Source organism: Centipeda sp. (in: firmicutes) (assembly GCF_057271695.1).
Map to the genome: position 1 here is coordinate 1 of NZ_DBHIVL010000025.1, position 23,931 is coordinate 23,931.

26 protein-coding genes are annotated in these 23,931 nt (G+C 57.4%); all 26 read left to right on the forward strand.

Annotated elements, in window-relative coordinates; genetic code table 11:
- The first annotated feature begins 159 nt into the window (after positions 1-159).
- Positions 160-1,185, forward strand: a complete 1,026-nt coding sequence (locus ACO6BQ_RS05415) for a branched-chain amino acid aminotransferase (protein ID WP_489119895.1) — start codon at positions 160-162, stop codon at positions 1,183-1,185.
- A 212-nt stretch (positions 1,186-1,397) separates the two neighbouring features.
- Positions 1,398-2,237: a diadenylate cyclase CdaA gene (gene cdaA, locus ACO6BQ_RS05420; RefSeq protein WP_489119924.1), complete on the forward strand. Its 840-nt coding sequence runs from the start codon at positions 1,398-1,400 to the stop codon at positions 2,235-2,237.
- The gene (locus ACO6BQ_RS05425; RefSeq protein WP_489119896.1) at positions 2,234-3,166 is read left to right on the forward strand and encodes a CdaR family protein; all 933 of its coding nucleotides are present in this window, start codon (positions 2,234-2,236) and stop codon (positions 3,164-3,166) included. The genes cdaA and ACO6BQ_RS05425 overlap by 4 nt, the downstream gene beginning before the upstream one ends.
- On the forward strand, positions 3,163-4,761 hold the full coding sequence (locus ACO6BQ_RS05430; RefSeq protein WP_489119897.1) for an NAD(P)/FAD-dependent oxidoreductase: 1,599 nt from the start codon (positions 3,163-3,165) through the stop codon (positions 4,759-4,761). The genes ACO6BQ_RS05425 and ACO6BQ_RS05430 overlap by 4 nt, the downstream gene beginning before the upstream one ends.
- Before the next feature lie 40 nt (positions 4,762-4,801).
- The gene (gene glmM / locus ACO6BQ_RS05435) at positions 4,802-6,157 is read left to right on the forward strand and encodes a phosphoglucosamine mutase (RefSeq protein ID WP_489119898.1); all 1,356 of its coding nucleotides are present in this window, start codon (positions 4,802-4,804) and stop codon (positions 6,155-6,157) included.
- The gene (locus ACO6BQ_RS05440) at positions 6,158-7,063 is read left to right on the forward strand and encodes a DMT family transporter (RefSeq protein WP_489119899.1); all 906 of its coding nucleotides are present in this window, start codon (positions 6,158-6,160) and stop codon (positions 7,061-7,063) included.
- 47 nt (positions 7,064-7,110) lie between these two features.
- Positions 7,111-8,091: a PhoH family protein gene (locus ACO6BQ_RS05445; RefSeq protein ID WP_489119900.1), complete on the forward strand. Its 981-nt coding sequence runs from the start codon at positions 7,111-7,113 to the stop codon at positions 8,089-8,091.
- On the forward strand, positions 8,081-8,542 hold the full coding sequence (gene ybeY / locus ACO6BQ_RS05450) for an rRNA maturation RNase YbeY (protein ID WP_489119901.1): 462 nt from the start codon (positions 8,081-8,083) through the stop codon (positions 8,540-8,542). Before ACO6BQ_RS05445 ends, ybeY begins: the two co-directional genes overlap by 11 nt.
- Entirely contained in the window at positions 8,539-9,435 is an 897-nt protein-coding gene (gene era, locus ACO6BQ_RS05455; RefSeq protein WP_489119902.1) for a GTPase Era, read from the forward strand. Before ybeY ends, era begins: the two co-directional genes overlap by 4 nt.
- Positions 9,436-9,448: 13 nt before the next feature.
- On the forward strand, positions 9,449-10,120 hold the full coding sequence (locus tag ACO6BQ_RS05460; RefSeq protein ID WP_489119925.1) for a DUF502 domain-containing protein: 672 nt from the start codon (positions 9,449-9,451) through the stop codon (positions 10,118-10,120).
- The gene (recO, locus tag ACO6BQ_RS05465) at positions 10,121-10,852 is read left to right on the forward strand and encodes a DNA repair protein RecO (RefSeq protein ID WP_489119903.1); all 732 of its coding nucleotides are present in this window, start codon (positions 10,121-10,123) and stop codon (positions 10,850-10,852) included.
- A gap of 149 nt (positions 10,853-11,001) precedes the next feature.
- The gene (locus ACO6BQ_RS05470; protein WP_489119904.1) at positions 11,002-11,202 is read left to right on the forward strand and encodes a flagellar FlbD family protein; all 201 of its coding nucleotides are present in this window, start codon (positions 11,002-11,004) and stop codon (positions 11,200-11,202) included.
- A 119-nt stretch (positions 11,203-11,321) separates the two neighbouring features.
- Complete coding sequence (locus tag ACO6BQ_RS05475) at positions 11,322-11,843, forward strand: flagellar basal body-associated FliL family protein (protein ID WP_489119905.1); 522 nt, start codon at positions 11,322-11,324, stop codon at positions 11,841-11,843.
- Positions 11,844-11,882: 39 nt separating this feature from the next.
- Positions 11,883-12,884, forward strand: coding sequence for a flagellar motor switch protein FliM (fliM, locus tag ACO6BQ_RS05480; protein WP_489119906.1), 1,002 nt, complete (start codon positions 11,883-11,885; stop codon positions 12,882-12,884).
- Positions 12,877-14,061, forward strand: a complete 1,185-nt coding sequence (fliY, locus tag ACO6BQ_RS05485) for a flagellar motor switch phosphatase FliY (protein WP_489119907.1) — start codon at positions 12,877-12,879, stop codon at positions 14,059-14,061. Before fliM ends, fliY begins: the two co-directional genes overlap by 8 nt.
- A 155-nt stretch (positions 14,062-14,216) precedes the next feature.
- Positions 14,217-14,579 (forward strand): response regulator, encoded by a 363-nt coding sequence (locus ACO6BQ_RS05490; RefSeq protein WP_006692844.1) that lies wholly within the window; start codon positions 14,217-14,219, stop codon positions 14,577-14,579.
- Positions 14,579-15,091: a FliO/MopB family protein gene (locus ACO6BQ_RS05495; protein WP_489119908.1), complete on the forward strand. Its 513-nt coding sequence runs from the start codon at positions 14,579-14,581 to the stop codon at positions 15,089-15,091. Before ACO6BQ_RS05490 ends, ACO6BQ_RS05495 begins: the two co-directional genes overlap by 1 nt.
- A gap of 28 nt (positions 15,092-15,119) precedes the next feature.
- Positions 15,120-15,872: a flagellar type III secretion system pore protein FliP gene (gene fliP, locus ACO6BQ_RS05500; RefSeq protein ID WP_489119909.1), complete on the forward strand. Its 753-nt coding sequence runs from the start codon at positions 15,120-15,122 to the stop codon at positions 15,870-15,872.
- A 15-nt stretch (positions 15,873-15,887) separates the two neighbouring features.
- Positions 15,888-16,157 carry a flagellar biosynthesis protein FliQ gene (fliQ, locus tag ACO6BQ_RS05505; RefSeq protein ID WP_489119910.1) on the forward strand — a complete coding sequence of 90 codons (270 nt, stop codon included), beginning with the start codon at positions 15,888-15,890 and terminating at the stop codon, positions 16,155-16,157.
- Positions 16,158-16,173: 16 nt separating this feature from the next.
- On the forward strand, positions 16,174-16,956 hold the full coding sequence (gene fliR, locus ACO6BQ_RS05510; RefSeq protein ID WP_489119911.1) for a flagellar biosynthetic protein FliR: 783 nt from the start codon (positions 16,174-16,176) through the stop codon (positions 16,954-16,956).
- Positions 16,919-18,040, forward strand: coding sequence for a flagellar biosynthesis protein FlhB (gene flhB, locus ACO6BQ_RS05515; protein ID WP_489119926.1), 1,122 nt, complete (start codon positions 16,919-16,921; stop codon positions 18,038-18,040). Before fliR ends, flhB begins: the two co-directional genes overlap by 38 nt.
- A gap of 172 nt (positions 18,041-18,212) precedes the next feature.
- On the forward strand, positions 18,213-20,297 hold the full coding sequence (flhA, locus tag ACO6BQ_RS05520; protein ID WP_489119912.1) for a flagellar biosynthesis protein FlhA: 2,085 nt from the start codon (positions 18,213-18,215) through the stop codon (positions 20,295-20,297).
- Positions 20,298-21,692, forward strand: a complete 1,395-nt coding sequence (gene flhF / locus ACO6BQ_RS05525; protein WP_489119913.1) for a flagellar biosynthesis GTPase FlhF — start codon at positions 20,298-20,300, stop codon at positions 21,690-21,692. It begins immediately after the preceding gene.
- Position 21,693: 1 nt separating this feature from the next.
- Complete coding sequence (locus ACO6BQ_RS05530) at positions 21,694-22,584, forward strand: MinD/ParA family protein (RefSeq protein ID WP_489119914.1); 891 nt, start codon at positions 21,694-21,696, stop codon at positions 22,582-22,584.
- A 24-nt stretch (positions 22,585-22,608) separates the two neighbouring features.
- Complete coding sequence (locus tag ACO6BQ_RS05535; protein WP_489119915.1) at positions 22,609-23,301, forward strand: flagellar brake protein; 693 nt, start codon at positions 22,609-22,611, stop codon at positions 23,299-23,301.
- On the forward strand, positions 23,294-23,914 hold the full coding sequence (locus ACO6BQ_RS05540; protein WP_489119916.1) for a CheB methylesterase domain-containing protein: 621 nt from the start codon (positions 23,294-23,296) through the stop codon (positions 23,912-23,914). The genes ACO6BQ_RS05535 and ACO6BQ_RS05540 overlap by 8 nt, the downstream gene beginning before the upstream one ends.
- Positions 23,915-23,931: the final 17 nt, after the last annotated feature.

Here is a 23,931-nt window from a genome sequence, read left to right on the forward strand (position 1 = left end):
AGTGCGGGCAAAAAAGATGCGTCAAGATGGCGGCGCTGAATTTATCAGTGCTTCCGTAAATATACCGGTATGACTTGCGTTCGCCTCCTTCGTGACATTGACAACATCCCTCCATCGTACTATGATAGGGAAAATCTGTATTTGAAAAGAGGGCATATTATGGCAAAGGCGGATATTGACTGGGGAAATCTGGGGTTTGCGTATCGTGCGCTGCCGCAGCGCTATGTATCGAACTATGCGGACGGCACATGGGCCGCAGGCGGATTGACATCCGAGGCGACGGTGACGCTCAGTGAGTGTGCCGGCATCCTGCACTACTGCCAGGAGGTCTTTGAGGGGCTGAAGGCGTATGAGACGGTGAACGGTGATATTGTGACGTTTCGCCCCAATCTCAACGCGGAGCGTATGTATCATTCGGCGGCGTATCTTGAGATGCCTTCGTTTCCGCAGGAGCGTTTCATCGAGGCGGTGGACGCGGTGGTTGCGGCGAATCGTGACTACGTTCCGCCCTACGGCTCGGATGCCTCGCTCTATCTGCGCCCGCTCATCTTCGCGACAGGTAAGGTAATCGGGGTAAAGCCGGCGGATGCGTACCAGTTCCGTCTCTTTGCCACGCCGGTCGGCCCCTACTTCAAGGGCGGCGCGAAGCCTGTGCGGCTCTGCGTGAGCGACTTTGACCGTGCCGCACCGCACGGCACGGGGCACATCAAGGCGGGGCTGAACTATGCGATGAGTCTGCATGCCTATATGACGGCACATGCGGCGGGTTTCGATGAGAATATGTTCCTTGACGCGGCGACTCGCACCTATGTCGAGGAGACGGGCGGTGCGAACTTCCTGTTTGTGACGAAGGATGGCGTGGTCGTGACACCGAAATCCGATTCGATCCTGCCGTCAATCACGCGCCGCTCGCTCGTCTACATCGCCGAGCACCTCCTTGGTATGAAGGTGGAGGAGCGTCCCATCGCGTTCGCGGAGCTTCCGGAGTTTGCCGAGTGCGGCCTGTGCGGAACCGCTGCGGTGATCTCCCCCGTCGGCTCGGTGACGCATGGCGACGAGGTGATTTCCTTCCCGAGCGGGATGGAGCATATGGGGACCGTTCTGCAAAAACTCTATGACACGCTGCGTGGCATTCAGCTCGGCACGGTCGAGGCTCCTGAGGGCTGGATTCGCAAGATCTGCTGATGCTTCCAATTTCGCTCCCTTTACGAAGGCGTTCCCAATACATTTGGAAGTCTTTCGTCGAGGGGGCGAAATTTTTTTGAAAGAGAGGGTCAGGTCACAAGGATTTTCGATATTCAGAGAGAAATTCTAACTATAAATGGCAGTGCGTGTGCATTGCCGTCGGGGATGTATGAGGGAAAAGACGTAAGGAAATCGTTTCCATGGGGGTTCTTATGCCGCTTGATTTTACGATGCCGACACAGTTTCGCGGCATTCTGTCGACCATCACGCTGCTCGACATCGTTGATATTCTGATTGTGGCGTTCCTGCTCTACCGCGTCTATGTCATGCTCGAGGATACGCGTGCGATCACGCTCGCAAAGGGGATTCTCGTGCTCCTCGGCATCACGGTGGTGGCGAGCTATTTTGAACTGCACGTGATCTCATGGCTGCTCCAAAAGTCCGTGACCCTGCTCTTTGTTGCGTTGCCAATCGTGTTCCAGCCGGAACTGCGACGTGCACTCGAGCATCTCGGTCAGGGGCGTTTTTTCCGTGCGGGTGGTCTCCTCGACGACGAGGAGGCGCAGAGCACGATCCGCGAGATCCGCAATGCAGTCAAGATTCTCTCGGCGAACAAGATCGGCGCGCTGCTCGTCATCGAGCGCGACATGGGGCTCAACGATATCAGTGCGACGGGCATCCAGATTGACGGGCTCATCACGTCGGACTTCCTCATGAATGTGTTCATCCCGAATACGCCGCTGCATGACGGTGCGGCGGTGATTCGCGGCAAGCGTCTGATTGCGGCGGGCTGCCTCCTGCCGCTGACGGAGAACCGCAGCCTGTCGACGGAGCTCGGCACGCGTCACCGCGCGGCGATCGGGCTCTCAGAGCAATGCGATGCGCTCGTCGTGGTGGTGAGTGAGGAGACGGGGACGATCTCGATTGCGGAGAACGGGCGCATTCACCGTCATCTGGACGGCGATCAGCTGACCCATATTCTCTCACCTGCGTTTGCGTACAGTTCGCGCTCGTCCATTTGGGAACTCGTTCGGAGCTGGAGGAAGAAATGATGACAAGGCTTCGGGGTGTGGTGCAGCACAATCTGCCCGTGAAGATTGCGGCGCTCATTGTGGCGGTTGTACTTTGGCTCTATGTGATGAACGATCAGAATCCTGCAATCGACGGCGGATTTCCAGTGCCTGTGACGATTGAGAATGCGCCGGAGGGATACCAGCTGAGCAGCGATACGGATAAGGTGACGATCCGTGTACGCGGACCGCGCTCCCTCTTTGTTTCGGCGGATGCCTCGGATTTTCATGCGCGTGTGAACCTTGCAGACTTCGCGGAGGGCGAACGTGCCTATACGGTGGAGGCATCGGTTCCGTATGGGTTTGAGCTTGTGAGTATTTCTCCCGATAAAATGACGATCAACCTTGACCGCATGATTGAAAAGACGCTGAAGGCATCACTGACGATCGGCGGTGCACCTGCGTCGGGATACACGGTGGACAAGGTGATACAGGCGGACGAAGCGGTGAAGGTACAGGGGCCGCGCAGCCTGGTGGATCAGGTCGTGCACGTTGTGGGGCGCATCAATCTGAGCGGACAGTCGAGCGACGATATCGCACAGACGTCGTTCATCGCGCTGAACACGGATGGGCGTGAGGTGGTGGGGGTCACACTTGTACCCTCCTCGACCGCGGTGACGGTGAAGCTGGCACGCGGTCTCACGCGCAAGGTGGTCGCGGTGCAGCCGCATCCGCGCAGCGATCTCGCGCCGAACTTGAAGCTTGAAGGCGTGACGGTGACACCGGCACGCATTGAGATCGCGGGGGCGGAAGATGTGATCAGTAAGATCAGCATGATCGGGACGGAGGAGTTCTCGCTTGCGGATGTGCGGGCGACGGAGAAGCGGGAGGTGCGTCTCCAACTGCCCAAGGGGGTGACGGTGACGGATCCCAATGTGACGGTGGAGATCAAGGTGGGAGCACTGCCATGATTCGTGTGAAAAATCTGCGCGTTCCCTATGATACGGCGCGTCCGCTTGCAGAACTTGCGGCGGCGCGTCTCAAGACATCACCCTGTGCTGTGCACGGGGTGTTTGTTGTTCATAAGGCACTGGATGCGCGGCGCAGGAACGGTGCACCGATCGTTTGGGTCTACGTGCTGGATGTCGTGCTCGAAAAGGAGCGTGCTGTGCTGGCACAATTTCGCCGGGACAAGGATGTTGCCGTCGCGCCGTCATTTGTGCCGATGGAGATCCCCACTGTGGGGGCACTGTGCACGCACCGTCCCGTGGTGGTCGGTTTCGGTCCTGCGGGCATCTTCGCCGCGTGGGTACTCGCACGTGCGGGGCTTGCACCGCTTGTCTTGGAGCGCGGGCAGGATGTGGATCGGCGCACGGAGGATGTCGCGCACTTTTGGCAGACGGGCGTCCTTGATCCTGCCTCGAATGTGCAGTTCGGCGAGGGCGGTGCAGGGACGTTTTCGGATGGGAAACTGACGGCGCGCTCGAACGATACGCGCATGCACGAGATCATCGAGGCGTTCATTGCGGCGGGTGCGCCCGAGGAAATTCGTTCTTTGCAGAAGCCTCACATTGGGACGGATATTCTGCGGGATGTGGTGAAAAATTTGCGCCGTGCCATTATCCGCATGGGTGGCGAGGTGCGTTTCGGTGCGCCGGTGACGGGCGTAGAGCTGCACGCTGGACGCATTGCTGCGGTCGTGGTGAACGATGCGGAGCGTATTCCCGCCTTCGCCGTATTCCTCGGCATTGGGCACTCGGCACGTGATACCTATGCGATGCTGGATGCCGTGGGTGTCCATATGGAGGCAAAGGCATTTGCAGTCGGTGTGCGCATCGAGCATACACAGGAGTTTATCGACGCTATGCGGTACGGCGCGGCGGCGGGCAGTCCGCATCTGCCCGTCGCGGACTATGCGATGACGTACCGCGACGAGGCGGGCGGGCGCGGTGTCTACTCGTTCTGTATGTGCCCCGGCGGCATGGTGGTCGCGGCGGCATCGGAGGCGGAGCGGCTTGTGACAAACGGAATGAGCAACTATCGGCGAAACTCGGGTGTGGCGAACAGTGCCCTGCTCGTGCAGGTGAGCCCTGCAGACTGGGGCGGATCGGTGTTCGGCGGCATTGCATTTCAGCGGGCGATGGAGGAGCGTGCGTTTCGTGTGGGCGGCGGCGACTATCGTGCACCTGTGCAGTCCGTCGGAGATTTTCTTACGGGGAAAACGGGGACGCGGGACTTTGCCGTCACGCCGACGTATGCACCCGGTGTACGCGCTGCCGATCTGCGCACGGTTCTGCCGGAGATGTGTACGGAGTCGCTCGCGCGTGCGCTTCAGTTCTGGGAGGGGCGCGTGTCCGGCTTTGGTGCGGCAGATGTGCCGATGACGGGCGTGGAGTCACGCTCGTCTGCACCGTGCCGCATCGTACGCGACGCTATGACGATGGAAGCAGTCTCGGCAGCCGGGCTGTATCCGATCGGCGAGGGCGCGGGCTATGCGGGCGGCATTATGAGTGCGGCTCTCGACGGGCTGAAAGCGGCACTTGCATTTTTGGATAAGATACAGTAGATTATAGGGATAATACAATACAATAAGCAGGGGGCTGTTTATGATGAGACTTTTTGGGACGGATGGCGTACGCGGCGAGGCAAATACGGAGCTGACACCGGAGCTGGCATATCATCTCGGACGTGCGGCGACGCTCTATTTCGGTGCACATTCGGAGGTGCGCCCGCGCATTCTGATCGGTCGCGACACGCGCATCTCGGGCGAGATGTTCGCGGCGGCTCTGACGACGGGGATTTGCTCGGCGGGCGGCATTGCACTCCTCGCGGGCGTTGTTCCGACCCCTGCGGTCGCGTATCTTGCGCGCGAGCATCGCATGCAGGCGGGTATTGTGATCTCCGCCTCGCACAATCCGTTTCCGGATAACGGGATCAAGTTTTTTGGCGGGGACGGCTACAAGCTGCCGGACGCGGTGGAGGATGAGCTTGAGACGCTCGTGCGCCGTCTGCAGACGAATGACGATGCCGCGCGTCCAACGGGCAAGGCGATTGGTGTCGTGGAGTACCGCGACGATCTCCTGAACCAGTACATCGACTATGTGGTCAGCACCTGTCAGGAACGGTTCGACGGGATGAAGATCGTGCTCGACTGCGCGAACGGCGCCGCCTATGAGGCGATGCCGAAGGTGCTCCGCCGTCTCGGTGCGGAGGTCAAGGTGATCCACGCACTGCCGAATGGTGTGAATATCAACGACGGTTGCGGCTCGACGCATCTGGACTCGCTGCGCCGCACGGTGCTCGAGCGCGGTGCGGATATCGGTATCGCGCATGACGGAGATGCCGATCGCTGCCTCTGCCTCGATGAAAAAGGCGAGCTGATCGACGGCGACCACATCCTCGTCGCGTGTGCCTCAGAGATGATCCATGCGGGGCGGTTGCCACACAAAACCGTTGTGACAACGGTGATGGCGAACATCGGATTCCACAAGGCGATCGCAGAGCTCGGCGGGCGCGTCGAGGTGACGGCGGTCGGCGACCGCTATGTGCTCGAGTCCATGCGTGCCAATGGCTATACGATCGGCGGCGAGCAGTCGGGGCACATCATCTTTGCCGAGCACGCGACGACGGGCGACGGGCTCATCACGGCACTGCAGGTGCTTGCCGCACTGCGTCGGAGTGGGAAGAAGGCATCGGAGCTGAACGCGATGATGACGACCTATCCGCAGCTGCTGGTCAATGTGCGCGTCAAGACCAAGCATGGCTGGGAGGAAAATGAGGCGATCCGTGCTGCCATTGCAGAGGGCGAGCGCGTGCTCGGCGGCGACGGGCGTGTGCTCGTGCGCCCCTCGGGCACGGAGCCGCTCATCCGCGTGATGGCGGAGGGCAGCGATCAGGCGCAGCTCGAGGAGGTCTGCGGCGCGATCGTGGAGGTCGTGAAGCGGGAGCAGGGAGAGGCGTAAATGTCGCATTTCTCCGCCGTCCTGCTTGTGCTCCTCGCAGGGACGATGTGGGCGGCGAGCGGGACGGCGGCGCAGCATTTCTACACACAGTCCGTGCACATACCCATCGAGCTGACGCAGGTGCGCCTCTTCCTTTCGAGCGCACTCTTTTTCCTGCTCGCGTGGTGGAGCGGGGGGCTTCGGCGCGGTGTGCGCTCTCTGCGGCGAAATCCTCGCCTCTTGGCGCAGCTGTCGATTCATGGCATTCTCGGCATCATGATTGTCCAGTTTTCCTATTTTATGGGGATTGCGGAGGGGGATGCAGCGGCGACCACGGTCATCGGCTATACGAGCCCTGCGATGATGATCCTCTATCTTGCTGTGCGATGGCGGCGGCTGCCGTCGGCAGCGGAGACGGGGACGGTTGTCGTCGCGGTCGCGGGGGTGTTTCTGCTCGTAACGGGCGGGGACGTCGGGCGGCTCTCCGTGCCGATGGCGTGCATTGTGTGGAGTCTTATCTCGGGGGCGACCTTTACCTTTGCCATGATTTACCCCGTTCATCTCCTGCGTCTCTTTGACCGTTTCTTTCTGCTTGCTGTCTGCATGCTGATCGGCGGCATTGCTCTCCTGCCCATGACGCAGGTGATTGTGGATGTGGGTAGCTTTTTCACGGCGCAGACGTGGCTTGATCTCCTCGTCATTATCGGGCTTGGAACGATTGTCGCTTTTTTTGCGTTCAATCTGGGGCTGCGCCGGCTCAGTCCCGAGGAGACGGCGATTACGGCGACGATCGAGCCTGTGGCGAGTGTCCTCTTTGCGTGGCTGATCTTTGACACACATTTTGTTGCGATGCAGATTGTCGGTGTCCTGCTTGTCATTGGGGCAATCCTGACGCCGAATGTGCTGCGTGCATTGGGGCGCGGCTGATGAAACCGTAATGATACGATGAGACTGAAACAATAGGAGGTTTGTCCTTGCAGGAGACGACGGATACGATTGCGTTTCGGGATATGCACGAGGCGGCAGCGATCCTTGGGGAGCGCGATACGCTGCTCCAATGTATGCAGGAGGTCTTTGCCTGCCGCATGGTGAGCCGTGGAAATGCGCTTTCTGTGACAGGTGCGGAGGCGGATGTCGCCGATGTGCGGACGCTCGTGCGGGAACTGCTCTTTTATCAGCGGCAGGGCGCGAAGCTGACCACGCATGAGGTAACCTATGGTGCACAGCTCGTGCGCGCGGGGCAGGCGGAGGAGCTGCACGCGCTCTTTGCCGAGGTGCTGCTCGTGACGGCAAAGGGCAAGGAAGTGCGCGCGAAGACGCTCGGGCAGCGCGACTACCTCGCGAAGATCCGCCGCAATGCCGTGACGCTCGGCGTCGGCCCTGCAGGTACGGGCAAGACGTACCTTGCGGTCGTGATGGCGGTCGCGGCACTCCGCAACCGCGAGGTCGGCCGTATCATTCTCACGCGCCCCGCTGTCGAGGCGGGCGAGCATCTGGGTTTTCTCCCGGGCGACCTCACGGAAAAGATCAACCCGTATCTGCGTCCGCTCTACGATGCCCTGCAAGACATCCTCGGCGCGGAGGCCTATCAGAAGATGATGAGCCGCCAGCTCATCGAGGTCGCGCCGCTCGCGTACATTCGCGGGCGAACGCTCGAGGATGCGTTCATCATCCTCGATGAGGCGCAGAACACGACAGGGGCGCAGATGAAGATGTTCCTCACGCGCCTCGGCTTTGGCTCGCGCATGGTCGTGACGGGCGATCTGGAACAGGTCGATCTGCCGCGCGGAACGGTGTCGGGGCTCAAGCAGGCGTGCCAGATCCTGCGTGGAGTGAAGGGGATCGGCATTGTGCGCCTCGAACCGGTCGACATCATCCGTCATGAGGTCGTGACGCGTATTGTCGAGGCGTACGGTGCGTGGGAAAAGAAGCGGGGGCGCACACATGGAGATTGAGATTCGGATGGAACCGAAGGAACTGGCGGTATCCGAGGAGCAGACGGCGGCGGTGCGCCATGCGATTTTGACGGTTGGACGGCTCTACGGTGCGGAGGATGCCGAGGTGAGCGTGACGCTGACGGACGATGCGCATATCCATGAACTAAACCGTACCTATCGCGCTGTCGACCGTCCGACGGACGTGCTTTCCTTTGCGCTCACGGAGAGTGAGGAACCCGAGATCGTCGGGGGAGAGGCGCATGAAGTGCTCGGCGATCTCGTCATTTCGCTGGAGCGGATGCGTGCACAGGCGGAAGAGTACGGGCATTCGGAGCTGCGCGAGCTCTCCTTTCTCACGGTGCACGGGATGCTGCACCTCCTCGGCTACGACCACATGGAGGAGCAGGAGCGGCAGGAGATGGAGGAGGAGCAGCGCGCCGTGATGGAGGAGCTGGGGATCACACGATGAATGCACATAAATCCGGATTTGCCGCGGTAATCGGGCGGCCGAATGTCGGCAAATCCACCTTGATTAACGCGCTGATCGGGCAGAAGATCGCCATTATGAGCGACAAGCCGCAGACGACGCGCAGCCGCATCCTCTGCATCCTGACGGAGGAGGACGCGCAGATCATCTTCCTCGACACGCCGGGGGTACACAAGCCGAAGCACAAGCTCGGTGACTATATGGCAAAGGCGACAGAGGGGGCACTTCACGGTGTCGATGTCGTCATTTTTGTCGTGGATGTGACGGAGAAGATGGGGGCGGGGGAGCAGTATATCCTGAAACAGCTCGCAAATGTCCGCGTGCCCGTCCTGCTCGCGGTGAACAAGGTGGACTGCATCCCGCGGCAGCAGAGCCTGCCCATCATCGAAAGCTACGCGAAGGTGTATGATTTTGCGGGCATTGTGCCCATCTCGGCACGCGAGGGGGAGAATCTGGAGGGGCTCCTTGCGGAGATCAAGAAGCACCTGTCAGAGGGGCCGCAGTACTACCCTGCTGACATGGTGACGGATCAGCCGGAGCGTCTGATCGTCGCGGAACTCGTGCGCGAGAAGGTGCTCGCGCTGACGCGTGACGAGATCCCGCATGCGGTCGCGGTCGATATTGAGGAGATGACGACGCGGCAAAAGGGCGATGTCTATATCCGCGCCGTGATCTATGTCGAACGCGAGTCGCAGAAGGGCATTGTCATCGGCGCAAAGGGGGCACTCCTGCGGACAATCGGTGCACAGGCGCGTTCCGATGTGGAGACACTGCTCGGGGCAAAGGTCTACCTCGACCTCTGGGTCAAGACGCGCAAGGATTGGCGCAATCGGGCAACTGCCCTGCGGGAGTTTGGGTTTTATGAAACCGATTGAAGAAACGGCGGTCATGACGCCGACGTTTGATCGGATGTACCAGCGGGAGATGAATCGCATGTCACGCCGCTTTGTCAACGGGCTGCTCGTTCTCGTGCCCGTCATCATCACCCTGCTCGTCATCGAGTGGACGCTGCGGTTTACCGAAGGAGTACTTGGACAGTATCTGCCCTTTTATTTCCCCGGCATGGGCATCATCACGCTCGTCTTCGTGATCTACGTTGTCGGCTGGGCGTCGACAAACTGGGCACTCGCAAAGATTATCTCGCTCGGTGAGACGCTGATCGGGACGATCCCGTTCGTGAAGTTCATCTACACGAGTGTCAAGCGCCTCTCAGAGGCAGTGCTCGACTCGAGCAGCAACTTCAAGCGCGTCGTCCATGTACCCTATCAGGGCGGGCGTGCGCTCGGTTTCGTGATGGCGGATCTGCCGCCGCGCTTTCAGGCGGCGATGGGCGGCGGCTACGTCTGCGTTTTTGTCCCGTGGAGTCTCAATATGACTTCGGGGACGACGCTGCTCGTTCGGGAGGAGGATGCTGTGACAATCGACATCCCGAAGGAGGAGGCTCTGCAGTATATGCTGACGGCGGGTGCGGTGATGCCGCTCGACGAGGTGAAAAAGAAGACAGCGAAAGACAAGTCAGCAGATACTTCTCCCGACAATGCACAGGGGGCAGCGTCGTAGATGGCACTCTACGGAGCGGAGGGCATTGTGCTCGGCACGCGCAGCTGGGGTGAGGCGGACAAGGTGGTGACGATCTTCACGCGCGAGCGCGGGCTCCTGCGCGCCGCCGCATTCGGATGCCGTCGGCCGCGCAGTCCCCTCGCGGGAGCGATGCAGATGTTCGTTCATGCCGATCTCCAATTCGCTGAGGGCGGCCGGCTTGAAACGGTCAAGAGTGCGAGCGTGCGTGCCCACCATGCAAAACTCTCGCTCGACCTCACGGCACTCGCCTATGCAACGTTCGTGGCGGAGGTCGTTCGTGCACTGCTGCCCGAGGGGGTGGCGGATGCGGCGTTCTTTGACAAGATTGCGGCGATCCTCACGGCGTTCGAGACACGTAATCCGCGCGTGACAGCACTCGCTGCCGTGCTTCAGACACTCGCGGCGGCGGGGCTCGGACAGAGTTACGCGAGCTGTCTTCACTGCGGCGTGACGATTGCGGGCGATGCCTTTTTTCACGCACGCGAGGGAGGAGCTCTCTGTGCGGACTGCTGCACGGCAGATGTCACAGATTTTTCGGAGGAACTGCGGCTGCTCCTCGTCGCGCTCGAACAGCTCGATTGGACGAACCCCGCGCCTTTGCAGCTGCGCGGCGGAACGCTGATGGCAGCAGAGTCCATCGTGCTCGCCCATGTGCAGGAACTCGTTGGACAACCGCTGCGTTCTCTTGATTTTTTGGCGCAGCTCGGTTAATTTTTTATGAAAAATTTAGGATATGATGAAAAAATAGCTCTAAAAAAAAGGAAAAGTGATGATGACGGCGAAAGTATATCAGGTAGTCATATGTCTGTAAATTTTGCTGTACGCAAAAAAACGGAAAGGGAACGGAGGGAGAGCCTGTCATGATTATGCTGACGAAGTTCAACTCCAAGACGAACAAAAAGGGGGAGTTCGTCCTCAATGCCGAGATCATCGAGAGTATCGAGGAGACGCCGGATACCGTAATCACGCTGACCAATGGGAAAAAGCTGATCGTCGAGGAGTCGATGGAGGAAATTGTGCGGCGCACGATCAAGTATCGCCGTGCGCTTCATCAAAATTAGTTGGCGAAATCCCATTCCTTTGGTATAATGGAGGGACGGTGTTCCTCTACATGGCAAGGGAGTGCCTGTGTGTGAAGTCGCTGCGGCTTCGTGGTCATTTTTAGGGAGGGAATAAACTCATGGCGGAGGAAAAGGAAGAACAGGCGGCGGAGCAGCCAAAACAGAAATCGCCCATGCTCATGATGATTGTCGTGGTCGTTGTGGCGGTACTTGTGGCAGTGGCGGCAGCCGGCGGCATCTCGTACTACATTTTCTCGCAGGCGGAATCCCCGTCTCATGCAGAAGATGGCGGGGGCGGCGGCACGCATCACGACCCCGGCGTGTTCTACAAGCTCGGTGACCCGAAGGAAGGCATCCTCGTCAATGTCGGTGGCGGGCGTGCAGGGAAATTCCTGAAGGCTGGCATTGTCCTCGAACTGAACCCGGGCAAGAAGGACAATGTTGTGGACGGCAAGGTCGCATCCGTCGCAGAGACGAAGATCCTCGACACGACGATGCAGTTCCTGCGTGCTGCGCCGCTCGAGGAGTTCGATGCGTCCAAGCAGGATGCACTCAAGAAGCAGCTGAAGGATGCGCTCAACGAGCGCCTGGGTCAGGGCTCTGTTTATGATGTTTACATCACGAGCTTCCTGCTGCAGTAAGTAAGATGAATCACTGCATAGTGGGAAGGGGGAAGAGTCTTGGCTGAGGACGTACTGTCTCAATCCGAAATAGATAAGCTGCTTTCGGCTCTTTCGGATGGCTCGGTTTCCGCCGAGGAAGTCAAGGCGGAAGAAGAGGAACGCAAGGTCAAGGTCTATGACTTCAAGCGGCCGGATCGATTCTCCAAGGATCAGATACGCACGCTCTTCATGCTGCATGAGAGCTTTTCGCGTCTGTTAAACACCTATCTCTCGGCGAGTCTGCGTACGATGGTCGAGATCGAGGTCATGTCGGTGGAGCAGCTGACCTATCAGGAATTTGTCCAGTCCATGGCAAATCCGTCGGTGATCGGCATACTCGCGTTGCCGCCGCTGAAGGGGAATATTATCATCGAGGTTGGCACGGATCTGGCGTTTGCCTACATTGACCGCGTCTTTGGCGGAGAAGGGAGATCCGGCATCAAGTCGCGTGCACTGACGGATATTGAGACGGCGGTTATGCGCCGTTTCATTGATACGGTGACCAATTATTTCAGGGAAGCGTGGAGCAATGTGGTGGAGTTCCGTCCGAACTTCGAGTCGATGGAAACGAATCCGCAGTTTGCACAGATCGTTCCGCCCAGCGACATGGTCGTGCTTGTTACAATCCATGTCAAGCTTGGGGATGTGGACGGCATGATGAACATCTGTATCCCGTACCTGGTGCTTGAGCCGGTTATGTCGAAGCTGACCACCTCGTTCTGGGTGGCATCCTCCGTAGATAAGGAGAGTTCGCCCGAGCAAGTGGCGGAGCTTCAGCGCAAGATCGAGCGTACCAGAGTCGCGTTCTCTGTGGAGCTCGGCTCGGTCAATATTACGATCAATGAGTTCCTGACGCTTGGGTTCAATGATGTGCTTCAGCTCGATACGCTGACGAAGGATGAACTCATCTGTTACGTCGGTTCCAATGCGAAGTTCCGCGCCCGCCCGGGTACGTCCGGGAAACGTATGGCTGTGCAGATATCCGGCATTATAGAAGGAGATGACGACGCGAATGAGTGATGAAATGATCTCGCAGGAGGAGATTGACGCCCTCCTGAGCGGTGGAGCGGTGAGCGATCCGCCTGCCGAGGAAGCCGCAGCCGACTCGTCTTCTGCCGGTGATGATGCCGGTATTTCCGATCTGGAGCGCGATGCACTCGGGGAAATCGGAAATATCTCGATGGGTGGCGCGGCGACGACACTCTCCGTCCTCCTTGGACGCAAGGTGTCGATTACGACGCCGACAGTCTCGGTGTCCAACCTGCGTACACTCAAGGAAAAGTACCCACTGCCCTTCCTCGTGGTCGAGGTTGGCTACAGCATAGGAATTGAAGGCAACAATGTCCTCTGCATCCAGGCGAAGGATGCGGCGATCATTGCTGATCTGATGATGGGCAATGACGGGACGAATCCCGATCAGGAACTGAGCGAACTGCACATGAGCGCGGTCAGTGAGTGCATGAACCAGATGATGGGCAGTGTTGCTACCTCACTTTCTTCAATGTTTAGTAAGAAAGTGGATATTACACCGCCGGTTGTTACGTTGATTGACCTCGGGACGGAGGAGGTCGTCTCCAAACTCCTTGACAAGGTGGATCCCATTATTCAGGCCTCGTTCCGCATGGAGGTGGACGGTCTCATCGACAGTGAGATCATGCAGCTCCTGCCGGTTGATGTTGCAAAGGATATGGTCGACGCCCTGATGAATCAGTCGGCGGATGTCGACAACGAGGAAGAAGCTGTTGTGGCGGCTGCTGCTGCGCCGCCGCCTCCCGCCGCCGCATCTGCGCCGGCACCGGCTGCACCTCCGGCTGCAGCTGCTGCACCTGCAAACTATGGATATGGAGCACCTCCTATGCAGCCACATGTCGCGTCCAATGTACCGGTACAGTCGGCACAGTTCACGCCGCTGAGTTCTACGCCGGTACAGGTCAACGATGCCAATATCGGTCTTATTCTCGATGTCCCCCTGCAAGTCAACGTCGAACTTGGCCGCACGAAGAAGTCGATCAAGGATATTCTCGACCTGACGAAGGGGTCCATCGTAGAACTGGATAAACTTGCCGGCGAGCCGGTTGACATCATGGTCAACGGTAAGTATCTGGCGAAGGGCGAAGTTGTCGTCATCGACGAGAATTTCGGTGTCCGTATCACGGAGATCGTCAGCCCTCTGGAACGCGCAGCGCGTCTCCAGTAATGGAAGGAATATGGAACTTTTGGGAGTAGTGTAGAAAATCCTTGTCACAGAGGGCGTATTTCGTTATAATGAGTAACGAAAAAGCACATACCTATGTGCGTATTGGATGCCCTTTGAAATAGGGAGGTTCTGACGGATTAAGGAGAGATGAGAAAATGGCAACTCGCGTTCTGGTCGTCGATGATGCAGCATTTATGCGAATGATGGTGAAGGACATCCTGTCGAAGAACGGTTATGAAATCGTTGGCGAGGCGGAGAACGGCATGAAGGCTCTGGAGAAGTATCAGGAGCTCAAGCCCGATCTCGTGACGATGGATATTACGATGCCGGAGATGGACGGCATCACCGCTGTGAAGGAGATCAAGAAGGTCGACCCCGCAGCGAAGGTTGTTATGTGCAGTGCGATGGGACAGCAGGCGATGGTTATCGAGGCGATTCAGGCAGGTGCGCGTGACTTCATTGTGAAGCCGTTCCAGGCGGATCGCGTGCTGGAGGCCATTCGCAAAGCCGTCGGCTGATGAACGGACGAATATTTTTACTGTCCCTGTGGCTGGGATGTCTCCTGTTTTTCGTGTACCTAGGAGATGTGTCTGCCGCAGGTGAGACGGGCGGCGGATACTTAGCCGGATATGAAGAGGCTGACCCGCGCCCGTCGGCCGTGTCATGGTGGTCGACGGTCGCCTATGTGGTCAGCCTTTTTGCTGTCTTTGCATTTGTCGTTGTGCTTGCGTATGTTGTTGCGCGCACCTTTGGCAAACAATCCATGCAGCGTCTTGCGGCACGCGGAGGGCAGGTCTATCTGCAGCTGCCGCTCGGACCGAACCGTTCGGTCTGTGTGGTGGAGCTCTTTGGGCGTGTGTTTGTGCTCGGTGTGACGGACGCGAATATCCACCTGATTACGGAGATTGATGATCCGGAAACTGTGGAGGAAATTCGTGCTTCGGCGCCGTTGGAAGGCGGCGTCTTTCAGGAGCAGTTCGGCTCACTGTCGAATTTCGTTCAAAAGATACCGCCGCTTTTCCGAAAGTAAGGCGACGGGGAGAAATGGGGGGACGGGATTGGAGCGCAAAATACTTGTTTTGGGGAGTGCGGCGCTCCTCCTGCTGCTGGGAATGGGACATGCGGGGGCGGCTCCGCTGATCCCGACGGTCAGTCTCAATGTTGGGACATCGGAGAATCCGCAGGAAGTTGCGACAACCATGCAGCTCTTGGCGGTACTTACGGTGGTCTCTCTTGCGCCTGCGATTCTTGTGATGACGACATCCTTTGTCCGCATTGTTGTGGTCATCGGATTCCTGCGCAACGCACTCTCAACACAGAATGTACCGCCGAATCAGGTGGTCATTGCGCTGTCGCTCTTTCTGTCGTTCTACATCATGGCACCCTATTGGGGGCAGGCGAACGAGAACGGAATACAGCCCTATCTTGCGGGACAGATCTCACAGGAACAGGCTCTTGAGAATATTGTTGACCCCATGCGTGAGTTCATGTTCCGCCAGACGCGGGAATCCGATCTCGCACTCTTTGTCAACCTATCGGATGCACCGCGCCCGGAGGGACCGGAGGATGTGTCAACGTTCACGCTGATACCGGCGTTTATCATCAGCGAGCTCAAAACAGCGTTTCAGATCGGGTTTATGATCTATATTCCGTTCATCGTCATCGATATGATCGTTGCGAGTACGCTCATGTCGATGGGTATGATGATGCTGCCGCCGGTTATGATCTCCCTGCCGTTCAAGATCCTCTTGTTTGTTATGGTGGATGGCTGGCATCTCCTGATCCAGTCGCTCATCATGAGTTTCCGTTAGTGGGGAGGCAGGGCGATGTCCGGAGATTTGGTCATCCAGCTTGCGCAGGAGGCTCTCATGATCGTTCTCCTGGTCTCTGCTCCCATGCTGGGGCTTGGGCTGATCGTGGGTCTTTTGGTCGCAGTTTTTCAGGCGACCACCTCGATTCAGGAGCAGACGCTCGCGTTCATCCCGAAGATCATTGCGGTCTTTGTCGCTATTCTGATCTTTGGCCCTTGGATGCTGCGCATCATGGTTGAGTACGTATCAAACGTGTTTATCAATCTGCCGCTGTATCTGCGCTGAGAGGGGGCGGCAGCACATGGATCTGTATGAACTGCTGCAAGGGCATATTGCGGCATTTTTGCTCTCACTGACACGCATCAGCGGTATCTTTCTCGTGTCCCCGTTCTTTGGAAGTATGAATATCCCGCCGTATTTTCGCGTGGGGTTTGCACTTGCCATGGCCGTACTTCTCTTTCCCGTTATCGACGGACTTGGAAGCCCTGCCGCACCTGAGAGCATTATCATGTTTGCCGCCGCCGCAATCGGTGAGCTCTTTATCGGCTGGCTGATCGGCTTTGTCGGGTATATCTCCTTTGCGGCGATTACAATGGCGGGTAAGGTCATGGATATGCAGGTGGGCTTTGCCATTGTCAATGTTGTCGACCCGACTTCCGGTCAGCAGATACCGCTTATCGGAAGTTTTCTTTATAATTTGGCGATCATTATTCTGCTCGTTACCAATGGGCATCATATGATTCTTGCCGCACTCGTGGAGAGCTTCCGTACCGTACCGATTGCAGGATTGGAGCCGAATATCTCGATGGCTCTTCTCATTGCAAACTTTACAAACGGGATCTTTCTCACGGGGATGAAGATTGCGATGCCAATTACCTTTGCCCTTCTGCTCACGAACGTTGGGTTGGGCATCCTTGCGCGTACGATGCCGCAGATGAATATTTTCGTTGTCGGCATACCAATGCAGCTGATGATTGGCATTACCGTGCTGTCGATGGTGATTCCGTTTTATGTCCTGTTTTTGGATGTGCTGTTTCATGAAATGTATGGAAATATATCACTCGCGTTACGCGCTCTCCAATAGAAGCGGCTTCGCCTTTGACCTTCAGCGGTTCGCAGGTGAAAAGACAGAGGAGCCGACGGCGAAGAAGCGTGCCGACGCACGCAAGAAGGGGCAGGTTGCCCGCAGTCAGGAAATCAACAGCGCGTTTGTGCTGCTCATCGGCTTCTTCGGTCTGAAACTGCTGTGGGACTCCATCTATTTCACGATTGCGACCTATACAACCTATGTGTTCAGCAATCTGAATCAGACGGTGGATACGGAGAATATCCTCCGCATCTTCATCGGTATTGTCATCATTCTTGCCAAGACTGCGTTTCCCATCATGATCTTCATCATGTTGATCGGGCTTGCGGTCAACTTTTTCCAAGTGGGACTCAACTTCAATACGGAGTCCATCGAGTTCAAACTGGACAAGCTGAATCCGATCAACGGATTCGGACGTATCTTCTCGAAGCGTTCGCTTGTAGAGCTGGCAAAATCCTTTTTCAAGATCCTTGTGATTGGGTTCTTCCTCTACCGCTTCATCCATGAACAGATCCTTGCGATGCCGCAGTTCATGTTCTTTGACCTGACGACGAGTCTCGCGCTCGTTGCGGAGATTATCTTCCGGATGGCGTTCGTTGTCATCGGCGTCATCATGATTATGTCGTTTCTGGACTATGGCTATCAGAAATGGCAAACGACGCAGGATCTCAAGATGTCGAAACAGGAAGTCAAGGACGAGATGAAGCAGACGGAGGGCGATCCGCAGATCAAGGGAAAGATCCGCCAGAAACAGCGGCAGATGGCAATGGCGCGTATGATGAAGGAAGTCCCCAAGGCGGACGTCATCATTACGAACCCGACCCACTATGCTGTGGCACTTTCCTACGAACAGGGCATGACGGCACCGACGGTCATTGCAAAGGGGCAGGATCTTGTCGCACAGCGCATCAAGGAGATCGGGCGTGAGGCGCGTGTGCCGATCATTGAGAACAAGCCGCTTGCACGCACGCTGTTCGCTGTCGTCCAGGTGGGTGACTCTGTGCCGCAGGAGCTCTATCAGGCGGTTGCAGAGGTGCTCGCCTATGTCTATCGACTCAAACATGCACGACGCGGAGCATGAGAGCAGACAGCATCGATTTTATCCTGTATTTTGGCAGATTTGTGCAGAAAACTGGCTATTCCGTGACAAAAGTCTTGATTAGTGTTTGACGTACTTGCAATATTTGGTATAATATTGAGGGGAACGAAGAATCCGTTCGTCCCCCCGAAGGGAACGAGGGAGTGATGAGAGCATGGCAGCACCGCAGACCGGCAGTGTAAATCCCCTTGCATCCGCTAATCTCATACAACGATACAGTGATGTTCTGATCGCCGTTGCTATCGTGACAATCGTCATCATGATGATTATTCCGCTGCCGACGATCCTGCTTGACATTCTTATCTGTCTGAATATTACGATTGCGCTGCTTGTTGTGATGTCGGCGATCTATAACGTAGAAGCTCTTGATTTGTCTGTTTTTCCATCGCTTCTCCTCATTACAACGCTCTTTCGCTTGGCTCTGAATATCTCCTCGACGCGTCTCATCCTCCTCAACGGCGATGCCGGTGAGGTCATTACTGCATTCGGCAACTTTGTTGTCGGCGGCAATGCTGTGGTCGGCTTCATTGTGTTCGTCATCCTCGTCATTGTCAACTTTATCGTCATCACGAAGGGTTCGGAACGCGTGGCGGAGGTTTCGGCACGCTTTACCCTCGACGCGATGCCCGGTAAGCAGATGGCAATCGATGCCGATTTGAACCAGGGCGCAATCACAGACGCGGAGGCAAAGCGACGTCGCGAGAAGGTACAGCGCGAATCCGACTTCTTCGGGGCAATGGATGGTGCTTCAAAGTTTGTCAAGGGGGACGCAATTGCCGCAATCGTCATCATGCTCATCAATATTGGCGGTGGCTTTGTCATCGGTATGCTGCAGCGCGATATGAGTGCGGCGCAGGCACTTCAGACCTATACCTTGCTGACGGTCGGTGAGGGACTTGTCGCGCAGATTCCGGCGCTCCTCATCTCGACGGCGACCGGTATCATCGTCACGCGCTCGGCGGCGGAGGGCAACCTCGGCGGCGATCTCGTCAAGCAGCTCTTCCACAATGCGCGTATTTTCATGATTCTCACAGGCGTGCTGCTCTTTCTTGCCATTATGCCGGGGCTGCCGGGGATTCCCTTCACGGTGCTCGCCGTGATCTGCGGCGTCATCGCATGGAATCTGAGGCGCGGTCAGGCGGTGGAGCAGGAGGTGCAGCAGGTCGAGCAGAAGGCAAAGGCGAAGAAGGAGGCGACGACGCCCGAAAATATCGTCTCGCTCCTTCAGGTCGACCCGATGGAGCTCGAGATCGGCTACAGCCTCATCCCCCTTGTCGATACAGGGCAGGGCGGCGATCTCCTCGACCGCATCGTCATGATTCGGCGGCAGTGTGCACTTGAGCTCGGCCTCGTTGTGCCGACGATCCGCATTCGCGACAACATCCAGATCAAGCCGAATGCATACATCATCAAACTCAAGGGCATTGAGATTGCGCGCGGCGAGCTGATGCTTGACCACTATCTCGCGATGAACTCGGGGACGGTGTTCGAGGAGGTGCCGGGCATCGAGACGACGGAGCCCGCATTTGGACTGCCGGCGCTCTGGATCTCGGAGAACGAGCGCGAGCAGGCGGAGCTGAACGGCTACACCGTGGTCGATGCCGTATCCGTGCTCGCGACGCATCTCACGGAGATCATCAAACAGCACGCTGCCGAAATTCTCGGGCGTCAGGAGACCCAGAACCTCCTCGACAATCTGCAAAAGACCAATGGCGCGCTTGTGGACGAGGTCGTTCCGAACCTTCTCAGTGTGGGCGAGGTGCAGAAGGTGCTTGCAAACTTGCTGCATGAACGCATCTCCATCCGCGACATGAGTACGATCCTCGAGGTGCTTGCCGACTATGGTGCGGCGACGAAGGACACGGACATCCTGACGGAGTATGTGCGCCATGCGATGGCGCGCCACATTACCCAGCAGAATGTACAAAACGGTGTCCTGCCGTGCATTACACTCGATCCGGCACTCGAAAACAAAATTGCGGGCGGCGTACAGCGTACGGAGCACGGCTCCTATGTCAGCCTTGACCCTGACTCGATGCAGAAACTTCTCGTAGCGTTGCAGGAGGAGCTGAAGAAACTGACCGATCAGGGCTATCAGCCGATTGTACTGACCAGTCCGACCGTGCGGCCCTATTTCCGCAATCTTGTCGAACGCTCAATTGCGGGGCTGATCGTCCTCTCCCATGCGGAGATTGAGCAGAATGTTGAAATCCAGATCCTTGGGGTGGTGAGAATCTAAGTGCAAGTCCGAACGGTGCGTGCATCTTCCGTGAAAGAAGCAATGGAACAGATCAAGGATGAGCTCGGAAGCGATGCCGTACTCCTCCATACAAAAAAATATCGTGAGGGCGGTGTCCTTGGCGGCGCAGAGATGATTGAGGTGACCGCTGCTGTCGATGAGACGCAGGCGCGCGTGCCGCATGTGCCGTCGGTCTACGTGCCGCCGGCTGCGCCAATCCTGCCGTCCAATGTGCTCAATCAGTATCGGATGAACGATTCTGTGCGCGAGGCGGCGATGACGATGCCTGCCGGCAGCGTTCAACCCTCGTACGACACCTATGGCGGTGATGCGTCCGCCTATCTGCCGCAGGATATGGCAGAGTATCCTGTTCAGGAATATCCGACATCGCAGCCGACACCCGTCGCTCCTTCCGTACCGCCGTCCGCAGCACCGACTGTGCCGACGGAACCTCCATACGCAGCAGAACCTGTTGCTGCGCAGCCCGCTTTTTCTGCCATGTCAGATGTGGGAGGACAGGAAGAATCCGACGCATCGGCAGAACGGATTCGGCTGCTCGAGGATGAGCTTGCACAGATGAAGACGATGCTCGCCTCCATGATGGCGGCGAATCAACCCAAGGAAGTCGTGACCATACAGGACACGCTGCGCCGTCAGGAGGTGCGCGAGGATCTCTGCGAGGATCTCTCCTCGAAGGTATCTGTTGCCGATGTGAATCTCGACAGCCTTGATCCCCGCGCCGTAAGCGTGCTGTCCGGCTATCTCGGACAGGTGATGAAGTTCACCGACGGACTCAAGCTCGGGGCACACGGCTCGCGTGTCGTTGCCTTTATTGGGACAACGGGGGTCGGCAAGACCACGACACTGGCAAAGGTCGCTGCCCATTTTGTCTTGGAGGCAAACCTCAAGGGGGCTCTGATTACCGCAGACACCTACCGCATTTCGGCGGTGGAGCAGCTGAAAAAATATGCCGAGATTTTGGGGTTGCCGGTGGAAGTGGTCTACTCTGCCGCAGACCTCAAGAAAGCCATTGCACGGCATCGCAGCAAAGATTTCATCCTTGTCGACACAGCGGGGCGCAGTCAGTACAATGAGTTCCAGATGGAAGAGCTGAAGGAACTGCTTGCAGCGCATCCGCGCATGGAGAAGCATCTCGTTGTCAGTGCAACGACGAAGGAAGAGGATGTTGCCGAGATTATGACGCGTTTTTCCGCGTGCAAGCCGGATCGCATCATCTTTACCAAGACGGATGAGACACGCACGATCGGGATGGTGGTGAATCTGCTCGCGGGAGACGGACTGCCGCTCTCGTTTCTGTCGAACGGGCAGAGCGTGCCGGATGACATTCTCCCCGCGACGGCAGATCGGCTGGCAGAGCTGCTATTGAGGAAATGATATGACAGATCAGGCAACGCGGCTGCGCCAGATGGTCGGCTCTGAGAGCGCGTCAGCTGCTTCGCCGGTCACGCCTGCACAGGCGGAGGCTTGGGCGAACGTACGTGTAGTCGCAATTACGAGCGGCAAAGGGGGGGTCGGGAAAACCAACCTTGCTGTCAACCTTGCGATTGCACTTCAAAAAAGGGGACGCCGGGTGCTCGTCATTGATGCCGACCTCGGCATGGCGAATGTGGACATTCTGCTCGGTGCCGCTTCGCGTAAACACCTGCTGGATCTCCTTCGTCCGGAGGTGACGTTGGACGATGTGATTGTCCGCACTTCGCATGATATTCAGTACATTTCAGGTGGCTCAGGGATTGAAAAGGCACTTGAGTACGATCATGCGGAAAAACTTCTGCTGCAGCAAAAACTTGCGGATTGTGCCACGCGCGCTGATCTGATTCTCGTGGATACGGGCGCAGGTCTTGGGCGCAACGTCATGGACTTTATCCTTGCGGCCGACGAGGTGCTGCTCGTGACGACGCCGGAGCCGACCTCTCTCACCGATGCCTATGCGGTGATGAAGGCGTACAGCATTTACGCAGCGCAGAAGAACCTTCGGCTTATTATCAACCGCGTATATGAAGCCAAGGAGAGCCGTGAGGTGGCACAAAAACTTCAGCGTGCTGCAGAGAAGTTCCTTCATATGCCGGTGGACTGCCTCGGCTATGTGTTTGAGGATACGGCGGTCACAAAAGCTGTGCGAAAGCAGACCCCGCTCCTGAAGGCGGAGCCGACTGCGGCAGCTGCGCGCTGCATTGACGCACTGGCACAGTCGTTGCTCACGGGTGGAGAAATGAATGTGAAACGCGGATGGAAAGGTTTTTTACAGCAAATTTTTAAGTTTTGAGCATTCTCAAGGAGGATATTTCACATGGCGGGCGAATTGGTACAAGCAAGGAGTATTTTAGCTATCGGACAGAGGCTGGAAATATTCTTTGAAAACAGCGAGGAAGGGACCTCCGGCTATACAAGCCGTGTTGAGGACATCGTCGGTGACGAACTCGTTGTTGCCATGCCCCTTGATGAGCGCCGTGTTCCCGTGATCCCGCGTGTAGGAGAAAATCTCTATGTGCTTGCAGGCGGGGATGGCTGTCATTATCGGTTTTTCAGTGTGCACCGCAGTCACGGACGTCACGAAGGACGCATCCCTGTGCTGCACATCTCCATACCGGAGGTCGCGGAGTGCTTTCAGAAGCGTGGGCTTTTCCGCATCAAGGTGAACCTTACGGCGACGGTGCGTTTGGTTGACAGCGAGGGCAAGATCGATGCCCCCAAACGCGTCCCTGTCGTGGATCTCAGCGGAAGCGGTCTCGCGTTTGCGTGGCCAAAATCTGTAGGACTGGAGTCGGATGCGGCGTTGGAGATTAATGACATTCCAGGAATCGGCACGCTTGAAGTGATGACCCGCGTCATGCGGTGTACGCGCATCGAGCGCGAGGATGATACGCCGATCTATCACATCGGCGTGCAGTTTCAGGAGATATCACGCAGCATGAGGGATAAGATCATCCGCTATCTGTTCCAAGTGCAGCGGGCTCAGGTGGAGCGCGTGAAAAATGACTGATGGAATGAAGCGAAAAACGGTATCCGCGAACAGAGGCTCGCCCCGTTCGAGGATTGTCGTCATCGGCTCATCGACAGGCGGACCGCAGGCATTGCAGACGGTCATCACGGGGCTTTCCGAGCACTTTCCCTGTCCTGTGGTCGTTGTGCAGCATATGCCGGCGGGGTTTACAAACGCTCTGGCAAGTCGTCTGCACAGCGTGGCGCGCGTGAGCGTACGCGAGGCGCGGGACGGCGAGCTGCTTGAGCCCGGATGCGTCTATATTGCACCGGGAAATTATCACCTGCGGGTGCTGCATGAGACCGGTGTGCGGCGCATTGCACTCAGCGATGAACCGCCCGTTGGCAATCACCGACCGGCAGTCAATGTGATGTACGACTCCGTGGCACATCTGGGAAAGGACGTCATTGCCGTAATCCTTACGGGGATGGGCAGTGATGGGCGCGAAGGGATGCACAGAATCAAGGAAAATGGCGGCTACTGCATTGCGCAGGATGAAGCAACCTGCGTCGTCTACGGAATGCCAAAATCCGTCATCGACGCAGGGCTGGCCGATGAGATATGCCCATTGCCGCAGATTGCCGACGCAATCGAGGCGGCTGTGAGAAGATAGGAAATAGGGGGAATATC

Excerpts from the sequence above, each read along its gene's own strand:
- cdaA (WP_489119924.1), top strand. The coding sequence starts at position 1,398 with ATGCCGCTTGATTTTACGATGCCGACACAGTTTCGCGGCATTCTGTCG.
- ACO6BQ_RS05470 (WP_489119904.1), top strand. The coding sequence starts at position 11,002 with ATGATTATGCTGACGAAGTTCAACTCCAAGACGAACAAAAAGGGGGAG.
- flhA (WP_489119912.1), top strand. The coding sequence starts at position 18,213 with ATGGCAGCACCGCAGACCGGCAGTGTAAATCCCCTTGCATCCGCTAAT.
- ACO6BQ_RS05495 (WP_489119908.1), top strand. The coding sequence starts at position 14,579 with ATGAACGGACGAATATTTTTACTGTCCCTGTGGCTGGGATGTCTCCTG.
- era (WP_489119902.1), top strand. The coding sequence starts at position 8,539 with ATGAATGCACATAAATCCGGATTTGCCGCGGTAATCGGGCGGCCGAAT.
- ACO6BQ_RS05460 (WP_489119925.1), top strand. The coding sequence starts at position 9,449 with ATGACGCCGACGTTTGATCGGATGTACCAGCGGGAGATGAATCGCATG.
- fliR (WP_489119911.1), top strand. The coding sequence starts at position 16,174 with ATGGATCTGTATGAACTGCTGCAAGGGCATATTGCGGCATTTTTGCTC.
- ACO6BQ_RS05425 (WP_489119896.1), top strand. The coding sequence starts at position 2,234 with ATGATGACAAGGCTTCGGGGTGTGGTGCAGCACAATCTGCCCGTGAAG.
- ACO6BQ_RS05430 (WP_489119897.1), top strand. The coding sequence starts at position 3,163 with ATGATTCGTGTGAAAAATCTGCGCGTTCCCTATGATACGGCGCGTCCG.
- ybeY (WP_489119901.1), top strand. The coding sequence starts at position 8,081 with ATGGAGATTGAGATTCGGATGGAACCGAAGGAACTGGCGGTATCCGAG.
- fliQ (WP_489119910.1), top strand. The coding sequence starts at position 15,888 with ATGTCCGGAGATTTGGTCATCCAGCTTGCGCAGGAGGCTCTCATGATC.
- recO (WP_489119903.1), top strand. The coding sequence starts at position 10,121 with ATGGCACTCTACGGAGCGGAGGGCATTGTGCTCGGCACGCGCAGCTGG.
- ACO6BQ_RS05530 (WP_489119914.1), top strand. The coding sequence starts at position 21,694 with ATGACAGATCAGGCAACGCGGCTGCGCCAGATGGTCGGCTCTGAGAGC.
- flhB (WP_489119926.1), top strand. The coding sequence starts at position 16,919 with ATGGAAATATATCACTCGCGTTACGCGCTCTCCAATAGAAGCGGCTTC.
- ACO6BQ_RS05415 (WP_489119895.1), top strand. The coding sequence starts at position 160 with ATGGCAAAGGCGGATATTGACTGGGGAAATCTGGGGTTTGCGTATCGT.
- ACO6BQ_RS05475 (WP_489119905.1), top strand. The coding sequence starts at position 11,322 with ATGGCGGAGGAAAAGGAAGAACAGGCGGCGGAGCAGCCAAAACAGAAA.
- ACO6BQ_RS05535 (WP_489119915.1), top strand. The coding sequence starts at position 22,609 with ATGGCGGGCGAATTGGTACAAGCAAGGAGTATTTTAGCTATCGGACAG.
- ACO6BQ_RS05440 (WP_489119899.1), top strand. The coding sequence starts at position 6,158 with ATGTCGCATTTCTCCGCCGTCCTGCTTGTGCTCCTCGCAGGGACGATG.
- ACO6BQ_RS05490 (WP_006692844.1), top strand. The coding sequence starts at position 14,217 with ATGGCAACTCGCGTTCTGGTCGTCGATGATGCAGCATTTATGCGAATG.
- glmM (WP_489119898.1), top strand. The coding sequence starts at position 4,802 with ATGATGAGACTTTTTGGGACGGATGGCGTACGCGGCGAGGCAAATACG.
- ACO6BQ_RS05540 (WP_489119916.1), top strand. The coding sequence starts at position 23,294 with ATGACTGATGGAATGAAGCGAAAAACGGTATCCGCGAACAGAGGCTCG.
- fliY (WP_489119907.1), top strand. The coding sequence starts at position 12,877 with ATGAGTGATGAAATGATCTCGCAGGAGGAGATTGACGCCCTCCTGAGC.